The organism is Nocardiopsis dassonvillei subsp. dassonvillei DSM 43111 (genome assembly GCF_000092985.1).
Classification (GTDB): domain Bacteria; phylum Actinomycetota; class Actinomycetes; order Streptosporangiales; family Streptosporangiaceae; genus Nocardiopsis; species Nocardiopsis dassonvillei.
In genome coordinates this window covers 539,869-559,983 of sequence record NC_014210.1, presented here as the reverse complement: position 1 = coordinate 559,983, position 20,115 = coordinate 539,869, and the positions used below count along the sequence as shown (strand labels likewise).

Here is a 20,115-nt window from a genome sequence, read left to right as displayed (position 1 = left end):
CGCCGAGGCACGCCACGTGTGTTACATGGAACACACCCTACTCGGCGGTAGTGACGAACATTACAATAGTTGTTGTCACATTTCTAGATGGCGCATTCAATGTTGCGGACCCGTATCCGGCGCACTACGGGAAACCGCGTCTGACCTGGAGAGAGTCCCACCGTGCCCCCAGAGCGCAGCACAGATCCCACCGCCACCCCCAGCTCCTCCGCTCCCACCTCACGGACCGCGGCCGAAACCCCAACCGAAACCCCGACCGGAACCAGGGCCGAGACCGGATCCGCGACCGGTGACCGCGCCGACCGCTTCGACTACGACGTCCTGGTCGTGGGCTCGGGCTTCGGCGGTTCGGTGAGCGCCCTGCGCCTCACCGAGAAGGGCTACCGCGTCGGCGTCCTGGAGGCGGGGCGCCGCTTCACGCCCCAGACGCTGCCCTCCTCGTCCTGGGACGTCCGCAACTTCCTGTGGGCGCCCCGGCTCGGTATGTACGGCATCCAGCGCATCCACCTGCTGCGCGACGTGGTGATCCTGGCGGGGGCCGGCGTCGGCGGCGGTTCCCTCAACTACGCCAACACGCTGTACCACCCGCTGGACCCGTTCTTCGAGGACCCGCAGTGGCGGCACATCACCGACTGGAAGTCGGAGCTGGCGCCGTTCTACGACCAGGCCCGCCGCATGCTCGGCGTGCGCACCAACCCCACCGTCACCCCCTCCGACGTGCACATGAAGGCGATCGCCGAGGACATGGGCGTGGGGCACACCTTCCGTCTCACCCCGGTGGGCGTGTGCTTCGGCGACGGACGGGACGGCGACGGCCGCCGGGCCGAGCCCGGCGCGTCCGTGGGGGACCCCTACTTCGGCGGCGCGGGCCCCGACCGGCGTGCCTGCACGGAGTGCGGGGAGTGCATGACCGGATGCCGCCACGGCGCCAAGAACGCCCTGACCGAGAACTACCTGTACTTCGCCGAGCGCGACGGCGCCGAGGTGCACCCGCTGACCACCGTCGAGCGGCTGCGCGAACTGCCGGGCGGCGGCTTCGCCGCCGACACCGTCAGGACCGACGCGCCCCGGCGGCGGTCGAGCGCCCGCACGTTCACCGCCCGCCAGGTGGTCGTGGCCGCCGGGACCTACAACACCCAGACGCTGCTGCACCGCATGCGCGACTCGGGCGCGCTGCCCCGCCTGTCGGCGAGGCTGGGCACGCTCACCCGCACCAACTCCGAGGCTCTCGTCGGCGCGATGACCCGCCGGGTGAGACCGCAGGAGGACCTGACCCGGGGCGTGGCCATCACGTCCTCGATCCACCCGGACGAGAACACCCACATCGAACCGGTCCGCTACGGCAAGGGCTCCAACGCGATGGCGCTGCTCACCGCGATGCAGGTGCCCGGCGGCGGGCGGATCCCGCGCTGGCTGCGGTTCCTGGGGCTGGCCGCGCGCCACCCGGTGGTGTTCGCCCGCAGCCTCTCCGCCCGCCGCTGGTCGGAGCGGACCATCATCGGCCTGGTGATGCAGTCGCTGGACAACTCGCTGACGACGTCGGTGCGGCGGGGGCCGCTGGGCGGGAGGAAGAGGCTGACCTCCCGGCAGGGCCACGGTGAGCCGAACCCGACGTGGATCCCCGCGGGGCAGGACGCGGCCACCCGGCTGGCCGAGCGCATCGACGGCTTTCCCGGGGGCACGGTGGGCGACGTGTTCAACGTCCCGATGACCGCGCACTTCCTGGGCGGCTGCCCGATCGGCGACAGCCCGGAGACCGGGGTCATCGACCCCTACCACCGGCTGTACGGCCACCCGGGCGTCCACGTGGTGGACGGCTCGGCGGTCACCGCGAACCTGGGGGTGAACCCGTCGCTGACCATCACCGCGCAGGCCGAGCGCGCGATGTCGATGTGGCCCAACAAGGGCGAGGAGGACACCCGTCCGGAGCAGGGCGAGCGGTACCGGCGGGTCGGGCCGGTGTTCCCGGCCTCCCCGGCGGTTCCGGCCGGCGCCTTCGCCGAGCTGCGGTTCACCGCCCCGCTCCCGCTCTCGGTGGTGGACTCGGAGGCGCCGTCAGCGGACGCGGCGGCCGTCGGCGGGACGACCGGGGCCGCTGGGGAGACCGGGGCCGATGGGGAGGACGCACGAACGTGAGGCCGGTGCCCCGGGGCCGGTCGTCCACAGGGACGGCGGGCGCCCCGGCGGCACCGGGGAACCGCTCCCGGGCGTGTTCGGTGGATCTTGTCGGGTGGGCCGGTCGGGCCGTGCGCCTAGCCGGATGGGGAGCCGCAGATTCGGGACTCGGGGTCCACCGAACACGCTTTAGCAAACCGCGCGGCTCCGCGCAAGAGGCCACTACCTCAGCGCGGACCGGCCGCCGTACTCATGCGCCCGCGACCGCACGCGCCGAAGATGGGGTCGTGACGAACAAACCGCACATGCTCGCGCTCGGCGCCCTCGCCTTCCTCGGCTTCGCGGTCACCGCCTGTGCACCCGAACCCGGGACCGTCCAGGCCGAGGCGACCGAGCAGGACGCCCTCCCTCCCCTGGGAGCCGACGGGCAGGCGCCCTCCGAGGACCTGTCCCTGGAGGAGGCCGCGCCCTTCCTGGAGGCCCAGGGGTACTTCCCCGCCGAGGGCGACCTCAACGGCTACGAGGTCGGTTACCTGCCCGACGACGTCGGGGGCACCCCCTACGACCTGGACCACACCGCCCTGGCCGCCGCGCAGGGCCACGTCGTCCCCGACCTGCACGAGGTCGAGCGCTCGTGGCTGGCCGACACCGTCCAGGTGGACTACCTGGTCGACGACAACGACCAGGTGATGCCCGAACGCGAGGCCGTCGCCGTCTCCGCCCTGTACGTCTCCGTCATGCGGCGCGACGACCTCGCCGACGCCGACGCCTACTACGAACTCCTCGGCTCCACACTCGAAGAGGAGTTCCCCGACTCGCCCGCCCGCGAACTCCCCGACGGCGACGGCCACTACAACGGCTCGACCGCGGTCTTCTGCCCCGAGCCCGGCGTGATCGTCTGGCTCTCCTACGTGGACGACGCCTACTGGGAGGAAGTGGAGGCGAGCGAGGACCTGACCGCCGAGGGCGACCCCGGGGAGGTCCTGCGGATCGTCGAGGGGATCACCCCCGCCTGAACCCGCGGGCGGGCGGGGGAGGCGGATCCCCGCCCGCGGTCCCGGCCGACGCCTTCGCCGAACTGCGGTTCACCACCCCGCTCCCGCTCACGGTGGTGGACCCGGGGTCGCCTTCGGGGGACGCGAGAGTGGACCCGGAGACGTCTTCGGGGGATGCGGCAGTGGACCAGGAGCCGCAGCCGGAGGACGCGGTGGCCGACGAGCGCGCCGAAGGCCTCCAGGCGCACCCCCGTCAGCCCTTCGGCGGCGCCGCCGCGCCCCCTCCGACGCCCTCCTTGTCCGCGCCCTCCTTGTCCAGGTACTCCATCGCCAGGGCGAAGTGCTCCCCCATGACGTTGGTGAGGTTCTCCGCCATCGCCTGCGCCAGCACCGCGTCCACGGCCTGCTGCGCGAGCGGGCGCACCCGGCGGATCAGCTCGGCCATCTCGGCGGTCTCCTCGCTGCGGACCACCGTGCCGGGCGCGTACTCGGCGATGATGTGGTCGGCGACCAGGCGGACCATGTGCTCGGCGACGTGGCCGACCTTGTCGCGCAGGTTCTCCGCTATGTCGAGCACCGAGTCCACGGTCATGCCCAGCTTCACCAGCTCCACCCCGGCGTGCAGCAGCCGCGGGCTGGGCACCCGGAAGCGCAGCCCGTCGCGTTCGAGCACGCCCAGGTCCAGGGAGCGCTTCACCGTGCGGGGGGTGACGCCGTGGCCGAAGAGTTCGCGCAGGTCGCCCATGGTCAGGTAGCCGGCGATCTCGTCGCTCCAGGCGTCCCCTATGGCCGATTCGAAGCCCAGGATGTCGGAGAGGTCCCCTCCGCGCTCCCACACCCGGAACATCTCGCCGATGTTGGCGAAGGTGTAACCGCGCCGGAGCAGTTGGCCGATCAGCCGCAGACGCGCCAGGTGCGCCTCGGAGTAGATGCCCACGCGGCCCTCCCGGCGGGGAGGCGCGAGCAGGCCACGGTCCTGGTACACCCGGACGTTGCGCACCGTCGTGTCGGCGAGCCGGGCGAGTTCGTCAATGCGGTATTCGGCCATGGGTCCAGCCTAGGGACAACCGCGAACCTTACTCGTCAGTAAATTTCCCGCGTCACCCCATTGCATTGTGACAATGCCCGTTGTAACGTTCCGGCAGGAACTGTGGAGGAGATCACATGAGGACCCCCCTGCCGCGTCACCTGCGACGACTGCCCGGCCAGAACGCCCTCGTCACCGGCGCCTCCGGCGCGTTCGGCAGCGCCACGGTGGCCGTCCTCCGCCACCTCGGTGTGAACGTGGTCGGCATCGACCGCAAGCCCGCCCCCGGAGTCGTCGGCTGCGACATCACCGACGACGCACAGGTGCGCGAGGGGGTCGCCGAGGCCCTGGACCGGCTCGACGGACGCCTGGACCTGCTGATCCACTACGCGGGCGTCGGACCGGCCGTGGACATCGGCCAGGCCCCGGACGTCCACGTGCACCAGGCGCTGGAGGTCAACCTGCTGGGCACCTGGCGGGTCACCGCCGCCGCGATGCCCGCGCTGCTGCGCAGCAGGGGACGCGTCCTCGTCACCGCCTCGCTCCTGGCGAACCTGTCCCTGCCCTTCGCCGGGGCCTACACGGTCTCCAAGAGGGCGCTGACCGCCTACGCCGACTGCCTGCGCGCCGAGTACGGCTCGCACATCGGCGTCACCACCGTCCACCCCGGCTACGTCGACACCCCGATCCACAACAGCTCCCGGGCCACCGGGGTCGCCCTCGACGGCCTCGTCCCCGCCGAGAGCGCGCGCGACACCGTCATGGCGGTGGTCCGCGCGGCCGGGGCCAGGTACGCCCGCCGCGACACCGCCTCCACCGCGCTCGGCACCGCCGGGCTCCACCTGTTCCGGCACTTCCCCGGCACCACCGAACAGATCGTGTCGCTCCAGGTGGGCCTGCTCCTGTCGGACGGCGCCTTCGGCGACGCGGAGATCGCCCGGGGACTCCACTCGCGGCACGCCAACCCCCTGGTCCGGCCGGACGCGTCCTGAGGAGGAACACACAGATGACCGCTGAGATCACCGCCAAGCCCAAGATCACCGACCGCGAGGACATCGCCAAGCGCCTGCTGCGCGGCTCGGCCAAGGCCTCCTTCGACCCGCTCGTCGAGATCGACTGGGACGCCCCCGTGGACAAGGACATGTGGGCGATCCGCCCCGAGCGCCTCTCGCTGTACGGCACCTACCTGTGGGACCGGCTCACCGAGGAGCAGCGCAAGGAGCTCTCCCGGCTGGAGATCGCCAGCGTCGCCACCATCGGCATCTGGTTCGAGACCATCCTCATGCAGATGCTGGTCCGCCACGCCTACCACCACGACCCCAGCACCAACCACGTCCAGTACGCCTACACCGAGATCGCCGACGAGTGCCGCCACACGGTGATGTTCGCCAAGATGGTGGGCAAGCTCGGCTGGCAGACGCACAAGCTCGACCCCGTCGCCTTCCACCTCGGCAACCTCTTCAAGACCATCGCGCACGGCCCGCTGATCTTCGCCGGGGCGCTGTTCGTCGAGGAGGTCCTCGACCAGCTCCAGCGCGAGGCGGTGCCCGACGAGCAGATCCTGCCGCTGGTGCGCTCGGTCTCGCGCATCCACGTGGTGGAGGAGGCGCGGCACATGCGCTACGCCCGCGAGGAGTTCCAGCGCGACTGGGCCACGCGCGGCCCGCTCAACCGGGCCTACAGCCGGATCATCCTCGGCCTGGTCACCTACTACTCGGCCACCCGGCTGATCAACCCCAAGGTGTACGCGCAGGTCGGACTCGACCCCCGCGAGGCCTCCCGGGTCGCCCGCGACAACCCCCACTGGATCGGCACCAAGACCTGGGCCGCCCGCAAGGTGGTGAGCACCCTGGACACCGCCGGCGCCATCACCGGCCTGGGCCGCTACTTCTGGAAGAAGGCCGGCCTGCTCGGTTGACCCTGCCACTCCCCGGCCGCGGACGTCTCTCCTGTCGACGCCCCGCGGCCGGGCCCCCTCGGGGGAACGGGCCCGCTCCCCGTCCGCCCCCGAACCCGCAGGCCGCGGACTCCGGTCCGGAGGCACCGCGGCCTGCGGGCCCCAGACCCCACCGCCGGAGGACGAAACGCGCCGCGTCCCCCGGCGGTGGACCCACCTCCCGGGGGCGAAACGCGCCGCGCCCCCGGGGGACACACCCGCCGATCCGGACGGCGACGCGTCCGGGCCGGTCCGCACGAAGGGACCAAGACGTGACCGAAGCACCACCCCACTTCCGGGTGGCCGTCATCGGCTCCGGCTTCGCCGGGATCGGGATGGCCGTCCGCCTCAAGCAGGCCGGTCTGAAGGACTTCGTGGTTCTGGAACGCGCCGACGGGATCGGCGGCACCTGGCGTGACAACTCCTACCCGGGTGCCGCCTGCGACGTCCCCTCCCACCTGTACTCGTTCTCCTTCGCGCCCAACCCGCACTGGAGCCGCAGCTTCTCCCCCCAACCCGAGATCCACGACTACATGGAGCGGGTCGCCGGGGAGCACGGGGTGCGGGAGCACGTCCGCCCCGACCACGACATGAGGTCCGCGCACTGGGAGCCCGAGGGCAACCGGTGGCGGATCGAGACCAGCCGGGGGACCGTCACCGCCCAGTTCCTCATCAGCGCGGCGGGACCGCTCGCGGACCCCTCCTATCCCGACATCAAGGGCCTGGACACCTTCGAGGGGACGATGTTCCACTCGGCGGCCTGGGACCACGACCACGACCTCACCGGCCGCAGGATCGCGGTGATCGGCACCGGGGCGTCCGCGATCCAGTTCGTGCCCAGGATCCAGCCCAAGGCCGGGAGGCTGACGCTGTTCCAGCGCACGGCCCCGTGGGTGATGTTCCGGCACGACCGCGACATCACCCGGTTGGAGCGCTGGCTGTACCGCAACGTGCCGCTCACCCAGCAGATCGCCCGCAAGAGCATCTACTGGGGCAGGGAGACCTACGTCCTCGGCTTCGCCAAGAACCCCAGGCTGCTCTCTATCGTGGAGGGGCTGGGCCGGGCCAACATCCGCCGCAGCGTGAAGGACCCCGAGCTGCGGGCCAAGCTCACGCCGAGCTTCCGGGCGGGCTGCAAGCGCATCCTGATGTCCAACGACTACTATCCGGCGCTGGCCCGGCCCAACGTGGACGTGGTCACCGACGGCATCGTGGAGGTGCGCCCCCACGCCGTGGTCACCCGCGACGCCTCGGGCCGCGAGACCGAGCACGAGGTCGACACGATCATCCTCGGCACCGGTTTCCACGTGAGCGACCCGCCCGTGGCGCGGCGGATCTTCAACGCCGAGGGGCGCTCGCTCTCCGACCACTGGGGCACGGACATGCAGGCCTTCCGCGGCACCACCGTGGCCGGGTTCCCCAACGCCTTCGTGCTGGCCGGGCCCAACACCGGGCTGGGGCACACCTCGCAGCTGTTCATGATCGAGGCCCAGATCCGGTACACGATGCAGGCGCTGAAGTACCTGTGCCGCAACGGCCTGGACCGCATGGACGTGCTCCCGAAGGCCCAGCGCGACTACAACGAGATGGTCGCCAAGGCCATGGAGGGCACGGTCTGGGTGACCGGCGGCTGCGACAGCTGGTACCTCAACGAGCAGGGCCGCAACACCACGCTGTGGCCGACCTTCACCTGGGAGTTCGCGCTGCGCACGCGCTGGTTCGACCCCCACAACTACGACCTGCGGGTGGACCGCTCCCGCGGCCGCGGCGCCCGACGGCCCGCGGTCCGCGCCGAAGCGGCTCCGGAAGGGGAGCGGTATGAGCGGGTTCGGTGACGAGGAGGAGGAGTACCGGGGCCCGGTGACGGTCGTGCTGCCCGTCAACGGCGGCGCGCAGCGGTCGGAGCGGGCGCCCGGTACGAAGGTTGCGGTTGATGCTGAGGGGTCGCCGGAGTCACCGGATACTGACGGTGTGAAGGATGGGTCGGGTGTCGAGAACGCGGCGGATACGCGAGATACGGCAGATGCGGAGGGTACGGAGGACAAGGGCGTCGCCGTGCGGGTCCAGGCCCACCTGGCGGGCCACTTCTCCCCCCTGACCGGTGACTACCGTTGGCGGGGGCGGCTGTCCCCCAGCCCCGAGGTGACCGCGGCCTTCCGCGCGGGCGCGCGTACGGTCGTGGTGCGCACCCCCGACGGGTTCGAGGGCACCGGGGTTCTGGACGAACCCAACCTGTGGGGCGGCCATCCGGTCAACGGGGCCGGTTCACCGCCCTTCGCCGTGCCCCACGTGGACATCGACGCGTCCGACGACTGAACGCGTCCGCGCACGCCCCGGCCCGCGCCGACCCGGGGCGCGGCGCCTTCCGGCACCCGGCGCGGTCTCCCCCGAGTGAGAGGTATCCCCGATGGCAACCCGACACGTGGGTCAGGTCCGAGAACTCCAGGTGCGCTCCGACGACGGCACACTGCTGCACGTCGAGGTGCGCGGCCCGGAGGACGGGCCGACCGTGGTCCTCGCGCACTGCTGGGCGACCTCGCTCGCCTCCTGGGGGCCGGTGGTGCGCGAACTGGACCCGTCCCTGCGGGTGGTGCTCTACGACCAGCGCGGCCACGGACGCACCCAGGCGCCGCTGACCAGGGCGGGGTACGGCGCGCGGAAGCTGGCCGAGGACCTGTGCGCGGTCCTGGAGGCGACCGTGCCCGAGGGCGAGAAGGCCGTGGTCGCCGGGCACAGCATGGGCGGTATGACCATCATGTCGGCCGGTGCGCACCCGGTGTTCCGGGAGAGGGCCGCCGCGGTGCTGCTCACCAACACCGGGTGCAAGGAGCTGCCGATGCGGTCGACCGCGATCCCGCTGCCCGGCCCGCTGGGCACGTTCGGCGCGCAGGTCTTCCTCAGGGCCCCGATACCGCTGGGTCCGCGCAACGCCCTCACCACGGCGGTACTGAAGTCCATGGTGATGGGCAGGAGAGCCGATCCGCGCATGGTGCGGCTGTGCATGAGGATGGTGCACGCGTGCGGTGGTGTGTCCCGAGGCGCGTGGGGACGGGTGATCTGCACGTTGGAGGCGGAGGAGACCGCCCGGCAGATCTCGGTGCCCACGGTGGTGATGGTGGGCACCGACGACAAGCTGACCCCGCCGTGGCACGCGCACCACATCGCGTCGCTGTTGAAGGACTGCCGGGAGGTGCGGGAGATCCCCGGCGCGGGCCACATGGGACCGCTGGAGTACCCGAGGGCCCTCGCCGAGACGGTGGACAGGCTCGCCGCCGAGCACCTGGAGCCGCGGACACGGGCCGCCTGACCCCCGGCTCCGCGCTGACGCCCCCGGCTCCCCGGCCGGGGGCGTTGGCGTGCGAGGACCCCAAAGGCGCGGGGGACACGCACGCCGGACCGCGCGGACCGGGACGGCCCGGTCCGGTCCGCGTGCGCGCCGGGCCCACCGCGTGCTCCCGGGCGGCCTTTCGGAGAAGCGTCCGCACGTGGCCGTGACCGCCGAAGCGGATGCCTACCGGGGTTCCGGGGACGGCTCGTCGGCGCCGTCCGGGACGGGTTCGGGTTTGGTGTGCAGGACCTCGCGTGCCTGCTCCGAGGCGCGGATGATGCTCTCGCGCACGAAGTCGACGAAGCGGGCGATGTTCTCCAAACGCACGGCGGCCGGAGTGCCGGGACCCAGGACCTGGACTCCCTGACGCGCGGCTTCGACGAGGTGCGCCTCGGCCCGGGCGTTGGCCAGCATCGACTGGTACCAGACGTCGTCGTCGACGACGTAGCGCTCGCGGCGGCGTTCGTCGCGTTCGCGGCGCACCAGGCCCTGGCCCTCCAGGAACGTGATCGCCTTGGAGACCGAGGCCGGGCTGACCTGGAGGCGCTGGACGAGTTCGGCCGCGGTGAGGCTGCCCTCGTCGGTGGTGTAAAGGGATACCAGGACCCGGGACGTCATCTTGGGCAGGCCCGACTGCATGAAGACGGCGGTGAAGGCCTCCTCGTACTCGCGCACGGCCTCGGCGTCGCGTCCGTAGGCCTGCGGAGGCGCCTGCCCGGCCCGGGTCGCGGTCCTGGTGCGGCGGCGGGTGCGGTGCTGGGTGGCGCGGTGGGCCAGGTCGGCGCGGTAGGAGGTGGGGCCGCCGTTGCGCGTCACCTCGCGGGTGACGGTCGAGGTGGGACGGTCCAGGTCCTTGGCGATCCGCGCGTAGGCCAGTCCCTGGGCCAGTCCCAGCTCGATGCGCTGGCGTTCGGACTGGGTGAGCCTGCCTCCGGGCATCGCGGTCTCCTTCGTGGGGCGTGGGTGCGCCCACCCTAGCGTTCACTTTCCCCCATTGCAACGAAACGAGTGAAGCCCGTTGCATTAGATTCAGAATCATTGCAACAATTCCCTTGAATCTACCTGCTAATACGGTGTTTTCTCGCGAGAGATCTTTTGCCATAACCATGAACGCAACGTAGCTTTTCCATCATCAGAAACAGCGGCCCGCACCGGCGCCGCACCAGAAGAAGGAGAAGTACGATGCACACCTTCCCCACCCCCACCGCCATCACCACCGTCCTGGACATCCCCGCCGGACGCGTCCAGCTCATCGCCGCCGACCGCACCGACACCACCGTCCAGGTCCAGCCCGCCGACCCCGACAAGAACCGCGACGTCAAGGCCGCCCAGCAGACCACCGTCACCTACGACGACGGCGTCCTGCGCGTCCAGGCCCCGCCCGCCAAGAACCAGGCCTTCGGCCCCTCCGGATCGGTGGAGATCACCGTCCAGCTGCCCACCGGCTCCCACCTCCAGGCCACCGCCGCCAGCGCCGGACTGCGCGGCGTCGGACGCCTGGGCCGGGTCGCCTTCGAGGCCGCCCGGGGCCCCGTCAAGCTCGACGAGGCCGCCAGCGCCCACCTCACCCTCCAGGACGGCGACGTCACGCTCGGCCGCCTGGGCGGCCCCGCCCAGGTCAGCACCGCCAGGGGCGACATCGTCATCGCCCACGCCACCCAGGGCACGGTCGAGGTGCGCACCGAGTCCGGCGACATCACCGTCAGCGCCGCCCCCGGCGTCTCCGCCGCCCTGGACGCGGGCACCCCCCACGGCCGCGTCCACAACGCCCTCAAGAACGACGGCGAGACCACCCTGGACATCCGCGCCACCACCTCCCACGGCGACATCACCGCCCGCAGCCTCTGAGCAGCCGTATCCCCCGACCACCTGACGACTCACGGAGATCCACGATGGAAAACGACAACGGCCGCTTCTCCAAGGCGGGACTGCGGCGGATGCGCGACGTACTGACACGGCACGTCGAGAGCGGGCGGATCCCCGGGCTGGTCGCCCTGGTCAGCCGGGGCGGTGAGACGCACGTCGAGGCGATCGGGACGATGCGCCATGACGGCGGCGCCCCGATGCGCAGGGACACGATCTTCCGGATGGCCTCGACGTCCAAGCCGGTCACGATGGCGGCGGCGATGGTCCTGCTCGACGAGTGCGGGCTGCGGCTGGACGACCTGGTGGAGCAGTGGCTGCCCGAACTGGCCGACCGGCAGGTGCTGAGGCGGATCGACGGCCCGCTGGACGACACCGTTCCGGCGCGGCGGCCGATCACCGTACGGGACGTGCTGACCTCCACGTTCGGGCTCGGCATCGACCGGAGCGCGCTGGGCACCCCGATCATGAACGCGCTCTTCGCGCAGGGGCTCACGCCCGACCTGCCGGAGCCGATGCCCGAGCCGGACGAGTGGATGCGCCGCCTGGGCACGCTTCCGCTGATGCACCAGCCCGGCGAGCAGTGGCAGTACCACGTCGGCAACGACCTGCTGGGCGTGCTCGTCTCCAGGGTCACGGGGAAGTCGTTCGATGCGTTCCTGCGCGAGCGCGTCTTCGAGCCCCTGGGTATGGGGGACACCGGTTTCCACGTGCCCGCCGACAAGACGGACCGGCTGCCGCCGCTCTACGCCCCCGACCCGCAGACCGGGGAGTTCCACGTGTGGGACCCGGCCGAAGGGGGACGGCACAGCCAGCCTCCGGCGTTCCAGGGCGGTGGCGGCGGGCTGGTCTCCACCGTCGACGACTACCACGCCTACTTCCGGATGCTGCTGAACCAGGGGATGCACGGGAGCGAGCGGATCCTGTCCCGGCCCGCCGTCCAGCTGATGACCACCAACCGCCTCACGCCCGCGCAGCAGGCCGCCCGGAACGCCATGGCCACCGAGAACGTCCACGTGTCGTTCGGCCAGGGGCAGCACGGCGGCTGGGGCTTCGGAATGGCGGTGCGCACCTACCGGGGTGACTACGCGCCCGTCGGCCAGTTCGGCTGGGACGGCGGAAGCGGCACCTCGACCTACGCCGACCCGGAGAACCGGCTCACCGGCATCGTGCTCACCCAGGTCGGGATGTCCGTCCCGGACTCGGCGCGGCTGATCCACGACTTCTGGACCACGCTCTACCAGGCGATCGACAACTGACACCGGGTCTGTTGTCCCGGGATGTCCATCCCCGTCACACAAGGCACAACCGCCCCTGAAGGCCCGGCCCCCGACGTCTGCGCGCGGGGGCCGGGCCTCGGGGCCGTCGTGGCGAGGACCCCGCCGGTGGGCGGTGTGCGGCCTCCCCCGCTGACCTGCGAGGTGCGGCCCGTGTCCGGCGGGTGCGCTCACCCGCGGTGGAAGACGTAGCCCGCGTGGTGGAGCACATCGTCGGCGAAGCGGCCGTAGGCCCAGAATCCCAGGTCGTCGCGGTAGACGATGCGGTCCCCCTCGATCCAGAACGACCCCTGGTAGGCGTGGGGGCGTCCGCCGCGCGTCTCGTCGTAGCGGCCGTCGGCGGTCAGTTCCTGGTGGATGAAGCCCGTCTCGTCGATCCACATCCCCAGGTACGGGCTGTCCGCCGGTGTCCGCATCGGCCCCGGGAACCGCTCGGTCCGGGGCTCGACCAGACGTCGGCCGTTGAACAGGGCGAACTCGCCGTCGATGACGACCGCGGCGGCTCGCTCAGGGCTCCAGACCACCTGCTCCAGCGCGGTGGTCCCGGGACGGTGCCCGGAGAGCACGACGAAGGTCGCCGGGTTCCCGGGTGCCAGCGTGCCGACCCTGTCGGAGGGGCTCCTGCGCAGTCCGGCGACGGTGTCGTTCTCGACCACGCCCGGGACGACGGTCAGCCCCGAGCAGTCCACGACGACCGCGCCGTCGTCCTCGGCGGCCGTGTGCAGGCCGGTACCGACCCCGGCTATCTCCTTCCCGTCCAGGAGAAGGTCGGCACCGGTCAGGTCGCCGATCAGCGGGTCGAACGTGTACACGGCGGCGTTGACGAACATCAGCGGGCGGTGCGGCTCGGCGGCGACGGTCCTCAGCAGGTCCTCGTCGAAGAACGTGGTGCTCATGGCCTACTTCCGAAGGGTGTGGGTGCGTCTCGGGAACGCTCTCCACCCTCGGTGACGGAAGGAGGGGTGACCAGGCCGCGCTTCACCTGGGTGCCGCGCACCCTGGCTGGATGGCGTCAACAGACCACCCCCGCGTGCGCGGGGAGCACCTGGCGGACGTGTATCCCAACGCCGGTGTCGAGGGACCATCCCCGCGTGCGCGGGGAGCGCCGACGACCTGCGAACTTACCAGCGGCAAGCAGCCGTTCTCCCAACTTCTTGAGAAACAGGAAAAACGGATGATGGGCCCGGCCCTGGAAAGACCATGGCCGCAGAGTACCGGCAACACCACCTCGGCCTCGGCGGCCTCGACCAGCCCGATGGGTAGGGTCCCCCCCGGCCGAGTCGAGTCAGACCGTGTCGCGCAGCGGCGTCGGCACCACGTGCTCCGACACCTCCGAGTGCACCTGGTGCAACCGGGTCTGCACCGCCCGCCGGAGCTTCGTCAGGCACTCCACCAGGGTGATGTCGTCCCCGACCAGACCCCCCTTGGCCACCACCGGTGTTCCGTCCAGCGGTCCCCCGCTCAGGTGGCCGTGCACCGTCAGCGGAACGATCTCGCCCCCGACATCGAACGCGTGCACGTCCAGCTCGTCCAACAGGCTCGCCACCAGGTCCCCGCCGGTCAGGTACAGCCCGCTGGGCAGCGCGTGCGCCCCCGTGGTGTCGGCGACCTCGTTGACCACGTCCGCCACCAGCCGCGCGATCCGGCCGGGCAGTTCCGCGCGGACCTGGACTGGCAGCTCGCGCACCCGGTCGGAGGGCGTCACCACCCGCAGCACGCACAGTTCCGGAAAGCCCGAGGAGGTCAGCTGCTCGGACAGTTCCCGCGCGGTCTGCTCGGCGACCTCGTCCGCGCGGTCCCCCACGCTGAACTCCACCGCGTCCAGGTCCACGAACCGCACCGCGCCCGTGCGCGCGACGGTGGCCAACTGCCGCCGGGTCAGCTCGGTGGTGCTGCCCACCACCCCCAGCAGCGGCCCGCGCGAACCCGCCTGGCCCCTCAACCGCAGCGCGTAGGCCAACAGCGCCCCCGTGGGCCCGGGGTCGGCAGCCAGCCACACGATCCCCGTGTCGTGGTGCGCGGCGGCCGCGGCCTCGGCGATGTCGGTCAGGTGCTGCTCGGTGCTCGCGTCGCACACGACCACGGGCTCGTCACCGGCGAGCAGTTCGGCGGTGAGCATCGTCTGCGTCACCTGCCGCACGGGCACGTGGCGCACCGGAAGGTCGGTCTGGACGGCGAGGATGTCGGCGACGGAACTGGTGGTCATCGGGCACAGCGGATCGTCGGCCAGCTCGGTGCGCTCCAGCGGCACCCCGTTGAGGAACTGCAACCCGTCCTCGGTGATGCGCCCCGAACTCGGGAAGGCCGGAACGAACAGCACCCGCACCCGTGTTCCGGCGGGTACGCGCTCGCGCACGGCGTCGTAGGTGGCCTCCAGTTCGGCACCGATGTTGCCGCGCAGCGTGGAATCGGTCCGCTTGACCACCAGCCCCACCGGCCACACCGCTTCGACCACGTCCGTGACCAGGTCTGCGGCGTGCTCGGGGGGAACATGGCGGCTGTCCAGGTTGGCCACGACCACGTCGTAGTCCCCCACGACTCGGCTCACGTGCTCGGGAGTCACCGTGGCCACACGCATCCCGGTACGGGCGAACCGGGCACCGGTGGCGTTGGCACCGGTGAGTTCGTCGGCGACCACGAGGACCTGGGCCACGGTGCGTCTCCTTCGGCGTTCGGCGAAACCCCGGGGCGAGCTGGGGCGGGTCCTTCCAACATAGGCCCATGCGGGCGGTCCGGGGAGCGCCCGGGCCTCCCGCGGGAGCCGGGAATCAGACGTCGACCACCGACCGCGTGCGGGCGCTGCGCCGGGCGGCCTCGATGACCTCCAGTCCGTGGATCACCTCGTGCGGGTCCACCGGCAGGGGCTCGCCCTCGCCGACCGCGTCGCGCACCCCGGCGTAGAACTCCGGGTAGGCGCCGCGCGCGCTGGGCACCGGCCGGGTGTGGCCGTCCACCCCGAGCACGCCCCAGTCCGCCTCGGGAACCACGCCCCAGTCGTCGGCGTCGGCCCGCTCCCCCGCCGTCAGCCGGGCCTCCTGGCCGTCCATGCCGTGGCTGGTGAACGCCCCCTCGTCCCCCAGCACCCGAAAACGCGGCCCGCCCTGGGCGGTGAGCGCGCTCATCCACAGGTGGGAACGCGTGCCCCGGGCGTGGTCGAGGGCCAGGAAGACGTCGTCGTCGGCGTTGACGCCCTCGCGCCGGGCGTCGATCTCGGCGTAGACGGAGGAGACCGGGCCGAACAGGTTGACCGCCTGGTCGATCAGGTGCGGGCCCAGGTCGTAGAGCAGCCCGGCCCCGGCCTCGACCCCGCCGCTCTCGCGCCAGGTGCCCTTGGCCTGGGGACGCCAGCGCTCGAACCGCGACTCGAAGCGGTGTACGCGGCCCAGCCTCCCCTCCTCGATGAGACCCCACAGGGTGAGGAAGTCGGCGTCCCAGCGGCGGTTCTGGTACACGGTGAGCACCCGGCCCAGCTTGTCCGCGAGGTCGGTGAGCTCCCGGGCCTGGAGGGCGGTGAGGGCGAAGGGCTTGTCCACCACCACCGCCAGGCCCGCCTCCAGGGCGGCCTGGGCGAGCGGGGCGTGGGTGTCGTTGGGCGTGGTGACGACCGCGATCTCGTAACGCTCGGCGTCGGCCCACAGTTCGGCGACGTTCGGGTACACGGTGACGCCGGGGTAGCGCGCCTCGGCGGCCCTGCGGCGGTCGGGGTTGCCCGTGACCACCGCGGACAGGCGCAGTCCCGGAACCGCGTCGATCAGCGGCGCGTGGAAGACCTCACCGCCCTTGCCGTAACCGATGAGGGCGACGTGCAGTTCGGGGCCGTCGTGTTCGGGTGTGCTCTGTGCCTCGGGTGCGTCAGCCATGCCACCAATCTAGGGCGTGCCGCCCCGACCCGCTGGTGGCGGGCGGCACGTGCCGTTCCCTCGCGGCCTGCGGACGCCGTCAGCGCTCGGGGGCGGACACGGTGAGGCCGCCGGGCAGGGCGTCGAAGGCCCGACGGTACCGGGCGAGCAGGTCGGGGACCGTGGGGGTGCCCGGCGCGGCGGCCCAGTCGGCCAGCGCGTACCGGGCCGCGGAGGCGACCATGTCCAGGGCGAGCCGCGAACGCGGGTCGCCCTGGTCGCCGACCCCCAGCACGGCCAGGGCCCGGACCGTGGTGCGTTCGCAGAACTGGAGGTTGTGGGCGCTGATCGCCGGGGTGCTCCCGGCCAGGCTGAGGCTGAGCCGGGCGGCGTGCGTCCACTCCCGGTCGGCCACGTGTTCCACGGCTTCGAGGATCGCGTCGCGTGCCAGCTCCACCAGGGGCCGGCCGTCGGGCCCCTTCTCCTCCAGCACCCGGAGAAACGCCCCCCACAGGTCCTGCAACGGAGCCATGGCCAGCTCCTCCTTGCTCGCGAAGTAGCGGAAGAAGGTGCGCTTGGAGACCTCCGCCTCCGCGCAGACCTCGTCCAGCGTGACCTGGTCGTACCCCGCCCGGGTGAAACGCTCCAGCGCGGTGTCGACCAGGGCCCGGCGGGTGCGGCGCTTCTTGCGTTCGCGCAGGGACTCCTCGGAGGCGGCGGGGCGGGGACGGGTGCTGGCCATGGCCGCAGTGTACCGAAGCAGACCGCCACTCGACGCCCATAGCCCCTTGGCAGCTTTGGCTCCTTGGACGCTTTAGCCTCTTGACGCATAATGCCCCTGAGTGCCATATTTTGATCCCGTCCACCCCGTCCCGCGAAGGAGCCCGGACATGCGCGCCCTGGTCGTCGACCGCACCGCACCCCACCACCTGCGACTCGGAGAGGCCCCCGAACCGGTTGCGGCCCCGCACCAGGCGCTGGTCCGCGTCACCGCCACGTCCCTCAACTTCGGCGAGGTGTCCACCGTCTCCCATTTGCCCGACGGGACCGTGCCGGGGTGGGACGCCGCGGGATTCGTGGAACGCCCCGCCGCCGACGGGTCCGGCCCCGCCGTTGGAACCGCGGTGGTCACCCTGGGTGCGGCGGGGGGCTGGGCCGAACTGCGCGCCGTCGACACGGCCTCCCTGGGGGCCGCCCCGGAGGGCGCGGACCACGGAGCCCTCAGCACCGTCCCGGTGGCGGCCACCAGTGCTCTGCGCGCCCTGCGCGAAGTGGGGTTCCTCCTCGGCAGAAGGATCCTGGTCACCGGGGCCACCGGTGGCGTGGGACGGTACGCGGTCCAACTCGCCCGCATGGGCGGCGCGCATGTGACCGCCTGCACCGGTGGACCCCGGACCCACGGCGCCGAACTGCGCGGCCTGGGCGCCCACGAGGTGGTGTCGCAACCCGGGGAACCCGACTACCTGTTCGACGGGGTCGTGGACTGTGTCGGAGGCCCCCAGCTGGTCACGGCCTTCGACAGGCTGAACGCCGGGGGAACCCTGGTGGCCGTCGGACACGTGACCGGGCAGCCCGAGCACTTCCCGCTCGACGCGTTCCTCGTGGACGACGGGCGGCACAGCCGCTCCATCACCGCGTTCCACCTCCAGAACGGCGTGGCTCCGGCCGGGGACCTGGGTTGGCTGGCCGGTCGGGTCGCCTCGGGAGACCTCGATCCGGGGATCTCCTGGCGAGGTTCGTGGGACCGGGCCGACGAGGCCGTGGCCGCCCTCCTCGAACGCCGCCTGCGGGGCAAGGCCGTTCTGGAGCTCACCGCCGGGTGAGGGCCTACCGCCCACCGCCGCCCGTGTCCGGCGCACGCGGCGGCCGCCGGGGGACTCCCCCCGCTGACCTCGGCGGTAGGCGTCAGGAAGGCGAGCCTCCGGCGGGTCCGGCCCGGCCGGTGCGCGGCGGGTGGTGAACGGTGGGAGCGGCTGGTGCCGTTACCGGCCGCGACCACGCAGGCGGGCTGGCCGCCGGTGTGGACGGAGGCCGTCAGAGCCGGTCGAGGCGGGCCCTGAGCAGGCAGAACTCGTTGCCCTCGGGGTCGGCGAGGACGTGCCAGGGCTCCTCCCCGCTCTGACCGATGTCGGCGAACACGGCACCGGCGGCGAGAAGGCGTTCGAGCTCGGCGTCCTGGTCGCGGTCGGTGGCGTTGACGTCGATGTGCAGCCGGGGTTTCGCCCTCTCCGGCTCCTCGGTGCGGCTGAGGATGATCGTCGGCTGCAGGCCGCCGAACCCCTCACGCGGCCCGATCTCGATGCAGCCCTCCTCGCGGTCCAGCACGACGAAGTCCAGGACCTCGCACCAGAACCGCGCCAGCACCTCGGGGTCGCGGCAGGAGAGCACGAGTTCACTGATACGACATGCCATGGACGAAGCCTGCTCTCCTCGTGGGAACCGACGGGGTGGCCACGCGCGGGTCTCGTGGACTCCGCGGCGGCGGCACTCCCAGACCGTACCGGGTGAGGCGAGCGGGAGCGAGGGAATTTCCGGGAACCGCCCGGCCGGGTCTACCCGGCCGAATAGGGCCGGTCCAGGCCGCCGGACACGGGTCACCGGCTCCGCTCCCCGGGCTCTCCGTCCGAGGTTCCGGGCTTCGGCTTCCACAGCCTCGAATCCGGGTTTGGGTCACCGGGCTTGGGAGACCGGACACTCGGTCCCAGGTTTCGAGGCTCCAGGCTTCGGTTCCCAGGTCCTCGACCCTCGATTCAAGAACTCAGGCTCCGGAATCCACACCCTTGGTTCAAGGGGCGGAGCTCTCGGGCCGTCAGATCGCGTTGAGGCTTATGGCCAGTTCGTCGAGGCTCTTCACGGCCAGGTCGAAGCGGTCCGTCGCGCGCGGAGGATCCCCGACGGGGCGTTCGACGTAGGCGGTCCGCATACCCAGGGCCTGCGCGCCCCGAAGGTCCCAGGCATGGGCGGCGACCATGAGCAGGCGGTCCGGCGGGCAGTCCGCGTTCGCGATCGCGAGCCGGTACACGTCGGGATGGGGTTTGTAGCCGCGCGCGTCCTCGGCGGAGAGCACCTGGTGCCAGCGGAGCCCGGCATGTGCACTGATACGGGTGAGCGCCGGGTGGCTGGCGTTCGACAGTCCGACCACCGGGAAGTACGAGGCGATCCGGTCCAGCGCGGAGGCGGAGTCCGGCCACGGCGCCAACCGCTGCGCGGAGGCCGCCAGCGAGCGGATCGCGTCCGCGTCGTCGACACCGGCCTCGGCCGCGACGCGTGTGGCCGCTTCGAGGTCGATCACCGTGCTGTTGGCGTAGGGGCGGCGGCCCGCGAGGATCTCCTGCTGCTGCTCGTCGACATGCCTGTTCCACACCTGGACCAACTCGCGCGCCCTCACGTCGTCGATGTCCGGGAGCAGTGTCCGGATGCCGCGCCCGATACCGGCGGGCTCATCGACCATGGTCCCCAGAACGTCGAAGACGATCACGTCTATGTCGGAGGGTGAAGTCACGAGAAGCGCTCCCTAGGTTCCTCCGCTGCGCCACCCGGAATGTGTGGGGGCTCAGTTACAGGAGGGTTCAGCGATCCGCCTGGCACGTTGGCGAGCATAGTGCGGGACCCCCCAGCCGTTCCCGCCGGAGGGGGTCAGCGGCTCCAGCGGTTCCCCCGGTCCCGACGGCACCGGACTGTCGGCACGGCCCCAGCCACCCCTCAGGAGGAACAGCACGCGGAGCGGCCGACACA

18 protein-coding genes are annotated in these 20,115 nt (G+C 71.9%); 10 read left to right on the top strand and 8 right to left on the bottom strand.

Features of this window, described 5'->3' with window-relative positions; genetic code table 11:
* The first annotated feature begins 162 nt into the window (after nt 1–162).
* Together NDAS_RS02355 and NDAS_RS02350 are read left to right on the top strand one after the other, a co-directional pair.
* Complete coding sequence (locus NDAS_RS02355) at nt 163–2,136, top strand: GMC oxidoreductase (RefSeq protein WP_013151518.1); 1,974 nt, start codon at nt 163–165, stop codon at nt 2,134–2,136.
* A gap of 266 nt (nt 2,137–2,402) precedes the next feature.
* Nucleotides 2,403–3,131 (top strand): hypothetical protein, encoded by a 729-nt coding sequence (locus NDAS_RS02350; protein WP_126625039.1) that lies wholly within the window; start codon nt 2,403–2,405, stop codon nt 3,129–3,131.
* Nucleotides 3,132–3,363: 232 nt separating this feature from the next.
* Here the strand turns inward: NDAS_RS02350 and NDAS_RS02345 are convergent, their stop codons facing one another.
* A complete protein-coding gene (locus NDAS_RS02345; protein ID WP_013151516.1) occupies nt 3,364–4,158 on the bottom strand; it encodes a MerR family transcriptional regulator in 795 nt (264 codons plus the stop codon).
* 116 nt (nt 4,159–4,274) lie between these two features.
* On the opposite strand from NDAS_RS02345, the gene NDAS_RS02340 reads away from it, so the two are divergent.
* The 5 genes from NDAS_RS02340 to NDAS_RS02320 all read left to right on the top strand — a co-directional run bounded on the left by NDAS_RS02340 (nt 4,275) and on the right by NDAS_RS02320 (nt 9,380).
* Nucleotides 4,275–5,129: an SDR family NAD(P)-dependent oxidoreductase gene (locus NDAS_RS02340; RefSeq protein WP_013151515.1), complete on the top strand. Its 855-nt coding sequence runs from the start codon at nt 4,275–4,277 to the stop codon at nt 5,127–5,129.
* Nucleotides 5,130–5,143: 14 nt separating this feature from the next.
* Complete coding sequence (locus tag NDAS_RS02335; RefSeq protein WP_013151514.1) at nt 5,144–6,055, top strand: AurF N-oxygenase family protein; 912 nt, start codon at nt 5,144–5,146, stop codon at nt 6,053–6,055.
* Between the two features lie 290 nt (nt 6,056–6,345).
* On the top strand, nt 6,346–7,908 hold the full coding sequence (locus tag NDAS_RS02330; protein ID WP_013151513.1) for a flavin-containing monooxygenase: 1,563 nt from the start codon (nt 6,346–6,348) through the stop codon (nt 7,906–7,908).
* Entirely contained in the window at nt 7,892–8,389 is a 498-nt protein-coding gene (locus NDAS_RS02325; protein ID WP_013151512.1) for a DUF4873 domain-containing protein, read from the top strand. Before NDAS_RS02330 ends, NDAS_RS02325 begins: the two co-directional genes overlap by 17 nt.
* A gap of 91 nt (nt 8,390–8,480) precedes the next feature.
* Entirely contained in the window at nt 8,481–9,380 is a 900-nt protein-coding gene (locus tag NDAS_RS02320; protein WP_013151511.1) for an alpha/beta fold hydrolase, read from the top strand.
* A 204-nt stretch (nt 9,381–9,584) separates the two neighbouring features.
* On the opposite strand, the gene NDAS_RS02315 is transcribed toward NDAS_RS02320, so the two are convergent.
* Nucleotides 9,585–10,340 (bottom strand): GbsR/MarR family transcriptional regulator, encoded by a 756-nt coding sequence (locus tag NDAS_RS02315; protein WP_013151510.1) that lies wholly within the window; start codon nt 10,338–10,340, stop codon nt 9,585–9,587.
* A 243-nt stretch (nt 10,341–10,583) separates the two neighbouring features.
* On the opposite strand from NDAS_RS02315, the gene NDAS_RS02310 reads away from it, so the two are divergent.
* A complete protein-coding gene (locus tag NDAS_RS02310) occupies nt 10,584–11,249 on the top strand; it encodes a DUF4097 family beta strand repeat-containing protein (RefSeq protein ID WP_013151509.1) in 666 nt (221 codons plus the stop codon).
* 44 nt (nt 11,250–11,293) lie between these two features.
* A complete protein-coding gene (locus NDAS_RS02305; protein ID WP_013151508.1) occupies nt 11,294–12,523 on the top strand; it encodes a serine hydrolase domain-containing protein in 1,230 nt (409 codons plus the stop codon).
* Between the two features lie 188 nt (nt 12,524–12,711).
* Here NDAS_RS02305 and NDAS_RS02300 read toward each other — a convergent pair whose 3' ends face one another.
* From NDAS_RS02300 to NDAS_RS02285, 4 genes are all read right to left on the bottom strand, one after another.
* Entirely contained in the window at nt 12,712–13,437 is a 726-nt protein-coding gene (locus NDAS_RS02300) for an Atu4866 domain-containing protein (protein WP_013151507.1), read from the bottom strand.
* A gap of 389 nt (nt 13,438–13,826) precedes the next feature.
* A complete protein-coding gene (locus NDAS_RS02295) occupies nt 13,827–15,194 on the bottom strand; it encodes a four-carbon acid sugar kinase family protein (RefSeq protein ID WP_013151506.1) in 1,368 nt (455 codons plus the stop codon).
* A gap of 115 nt (nt 15,195–15,309) precedes the next feature.
* Nucleotides 15,310–16,401, bottom strand: coding sequence for a Gfo/Idh/MocA family oxidoreductase (locus tag NDAS_RS02290; RefSeq protein WP_013151505.1), 1,092 nt, complete (start codon nt 16,399–16,401; stop codon nt 15,310–15,312).
* Nucleotides 16,402–16,480: 79 nt separating this feature from the next.
* Nucleotides 16,481–17,122, bottom strand: a complete 642-nt coding sequence (locus tag NDAS_RS02285) for a TetR family transcriptional regulator (protein ID WP_013151504.1) — start codon at nt 17,120–17,122, stop codon at nt 16,481–16,483.
* 148 nt (nt 17,123–17,270) lie between these two features.
* Here NDAS_RS02285 and NDAS_RS02280 point away from each other — a divergent pair, with 148 nt between their 5' ends.
* A complete protein-coding gene (locus NDAS_RS02280; RefSeq protein WP_013151503.1) occupies nt 17,271–18,203 on the top strand; it encodes a zinc-binding dehydrogenase in 933 nt (310 codons plus the stop codon).
* Between the two features lie 211 nt (nt 18,204–18,414).
* On the opposite strand, the gene NDAS_RS02275 is transcribed toward NDAS_RS02280, so the two are convergent.
* Both NDAS_RS02275 and NDAS_RS02270 read right to left on the bottom strand, forming a co-directional pair.
* Nucleotides 18,415–18,792 (bottom strand): VOC family protein, encoded by a 378-nt coding sequence (locus NDAS_RS02275; protein ID WP_013151502.1) that lies wholly within the window; start codon nt 18,790–18,792, stop codon nt 18,415–18,417.
* 397 nt (nt 18,793–19,189) lie between these two features.
* On the bottom strand, nt 19,190–19,882 hold the full coding sequence (locus NDAS_RS02270) for a haloacid dehalogenase type II (protein WP_013151501.1): 693 nt from the start codon (nt 19,880–19,882) through the stop codon (nt 19,190–19,192).
* Between the last annotated feature and the right edge of the window lie 233 nt (nt 19,883–20,115).

Bases quoted from the DNA above. Each gene is read 5' to 3' on its own strand.
- NDAS_RS02340 (WP_013151515.1), top strand. From the start codon at position 4,275: ATGAGGACCCCCCTGCCGCGTCACCTGCGACGACTGCCCGGCCAGAAC.
- NDAS_RS02275 (WP_013151502.1), bottom strand. From the start codon at position 18,792: ATGGCATGTCGTATCAGTGAACTCGTGCTCTCCTGCCGCGACCCCGAG.
- NDAS_RS02290 (WP_013151505.1), bottom strand. From the start codon at position 16,401: ATGGCTGACGCACCCGAGGCACAGAGCACACCCGAACACGACGGCCCC.
- NDAS_RS02325 (WP_013151512.1), top strand. From the start codon at position 7,892: ATGAGCGGGTTCGGTGACGAGGAGGAGGAGTACCGGGGCCCGGTGACG.
- NDAS_RS02300 (WP_013151507.1), bottom strand. From the start codon at position 13,437: ATGAGCACCACGTTCTTCGACGAGGACCTGCTGAGGACCGTCGCCGCC.
- NDAS_RS02315 (WP_013151510.1), bottom strand. From the start codon at position 10,340: ATGCCCGGAGGCAGGCTCACCCAGTCCGAACGCCAGCGCATCGAGCTG.
- NDAS_RS02345 (WP_013151516.1), bottom strand. From the start codon at position 4,158: ATGGCCGAATACCGCATTGACGAACTCGCCCGGCTCGCCGACACGACG.
- NDAS_RS02280 (WP_013151503.1), top strand. From the start codon at position 17,271: ATGCGCGCCCTGGTCGTCGACCGCACCGCACCCCACCACCTGCGACTC.
- NDAS_RS02305 (WP_013151508.1), top strand. From the start codon at position 11,294: ATGGAAAACGACAACGGCCGCTTCTCCAAGGCGGGACTGCGGCGGATG.
- NDAS_RS02335 (WP_013151514.1), top strand. From the start codon at position 5,144: ATGACCGCTGAGATCACCGCCAAGCCCAAGATCACCGACCGCGAGGAC.
- NDAS_RS02320 (WP_013151511.1), top strand. From the start codon at position 8,481: ATGGCAACCCGACACGTGGGTCAGGTCCGAGAACTCCAGGTGCGCTCC.
- NDAS_RS02310 (WP_013151509.1), top strand. From the start codon at position 10,584: ATGCACACCTTCCCCACCCCCACCGCCATCACCACCGTCCTGGACATC.
- NDAS_RS02285 (WP_013151504.1), bottom strand. From the start codon at position 17,122: ATGGCCAGCACCCGTCCCCGCCCCGCCGCCTCCGAGGAGTCCCTGCGC.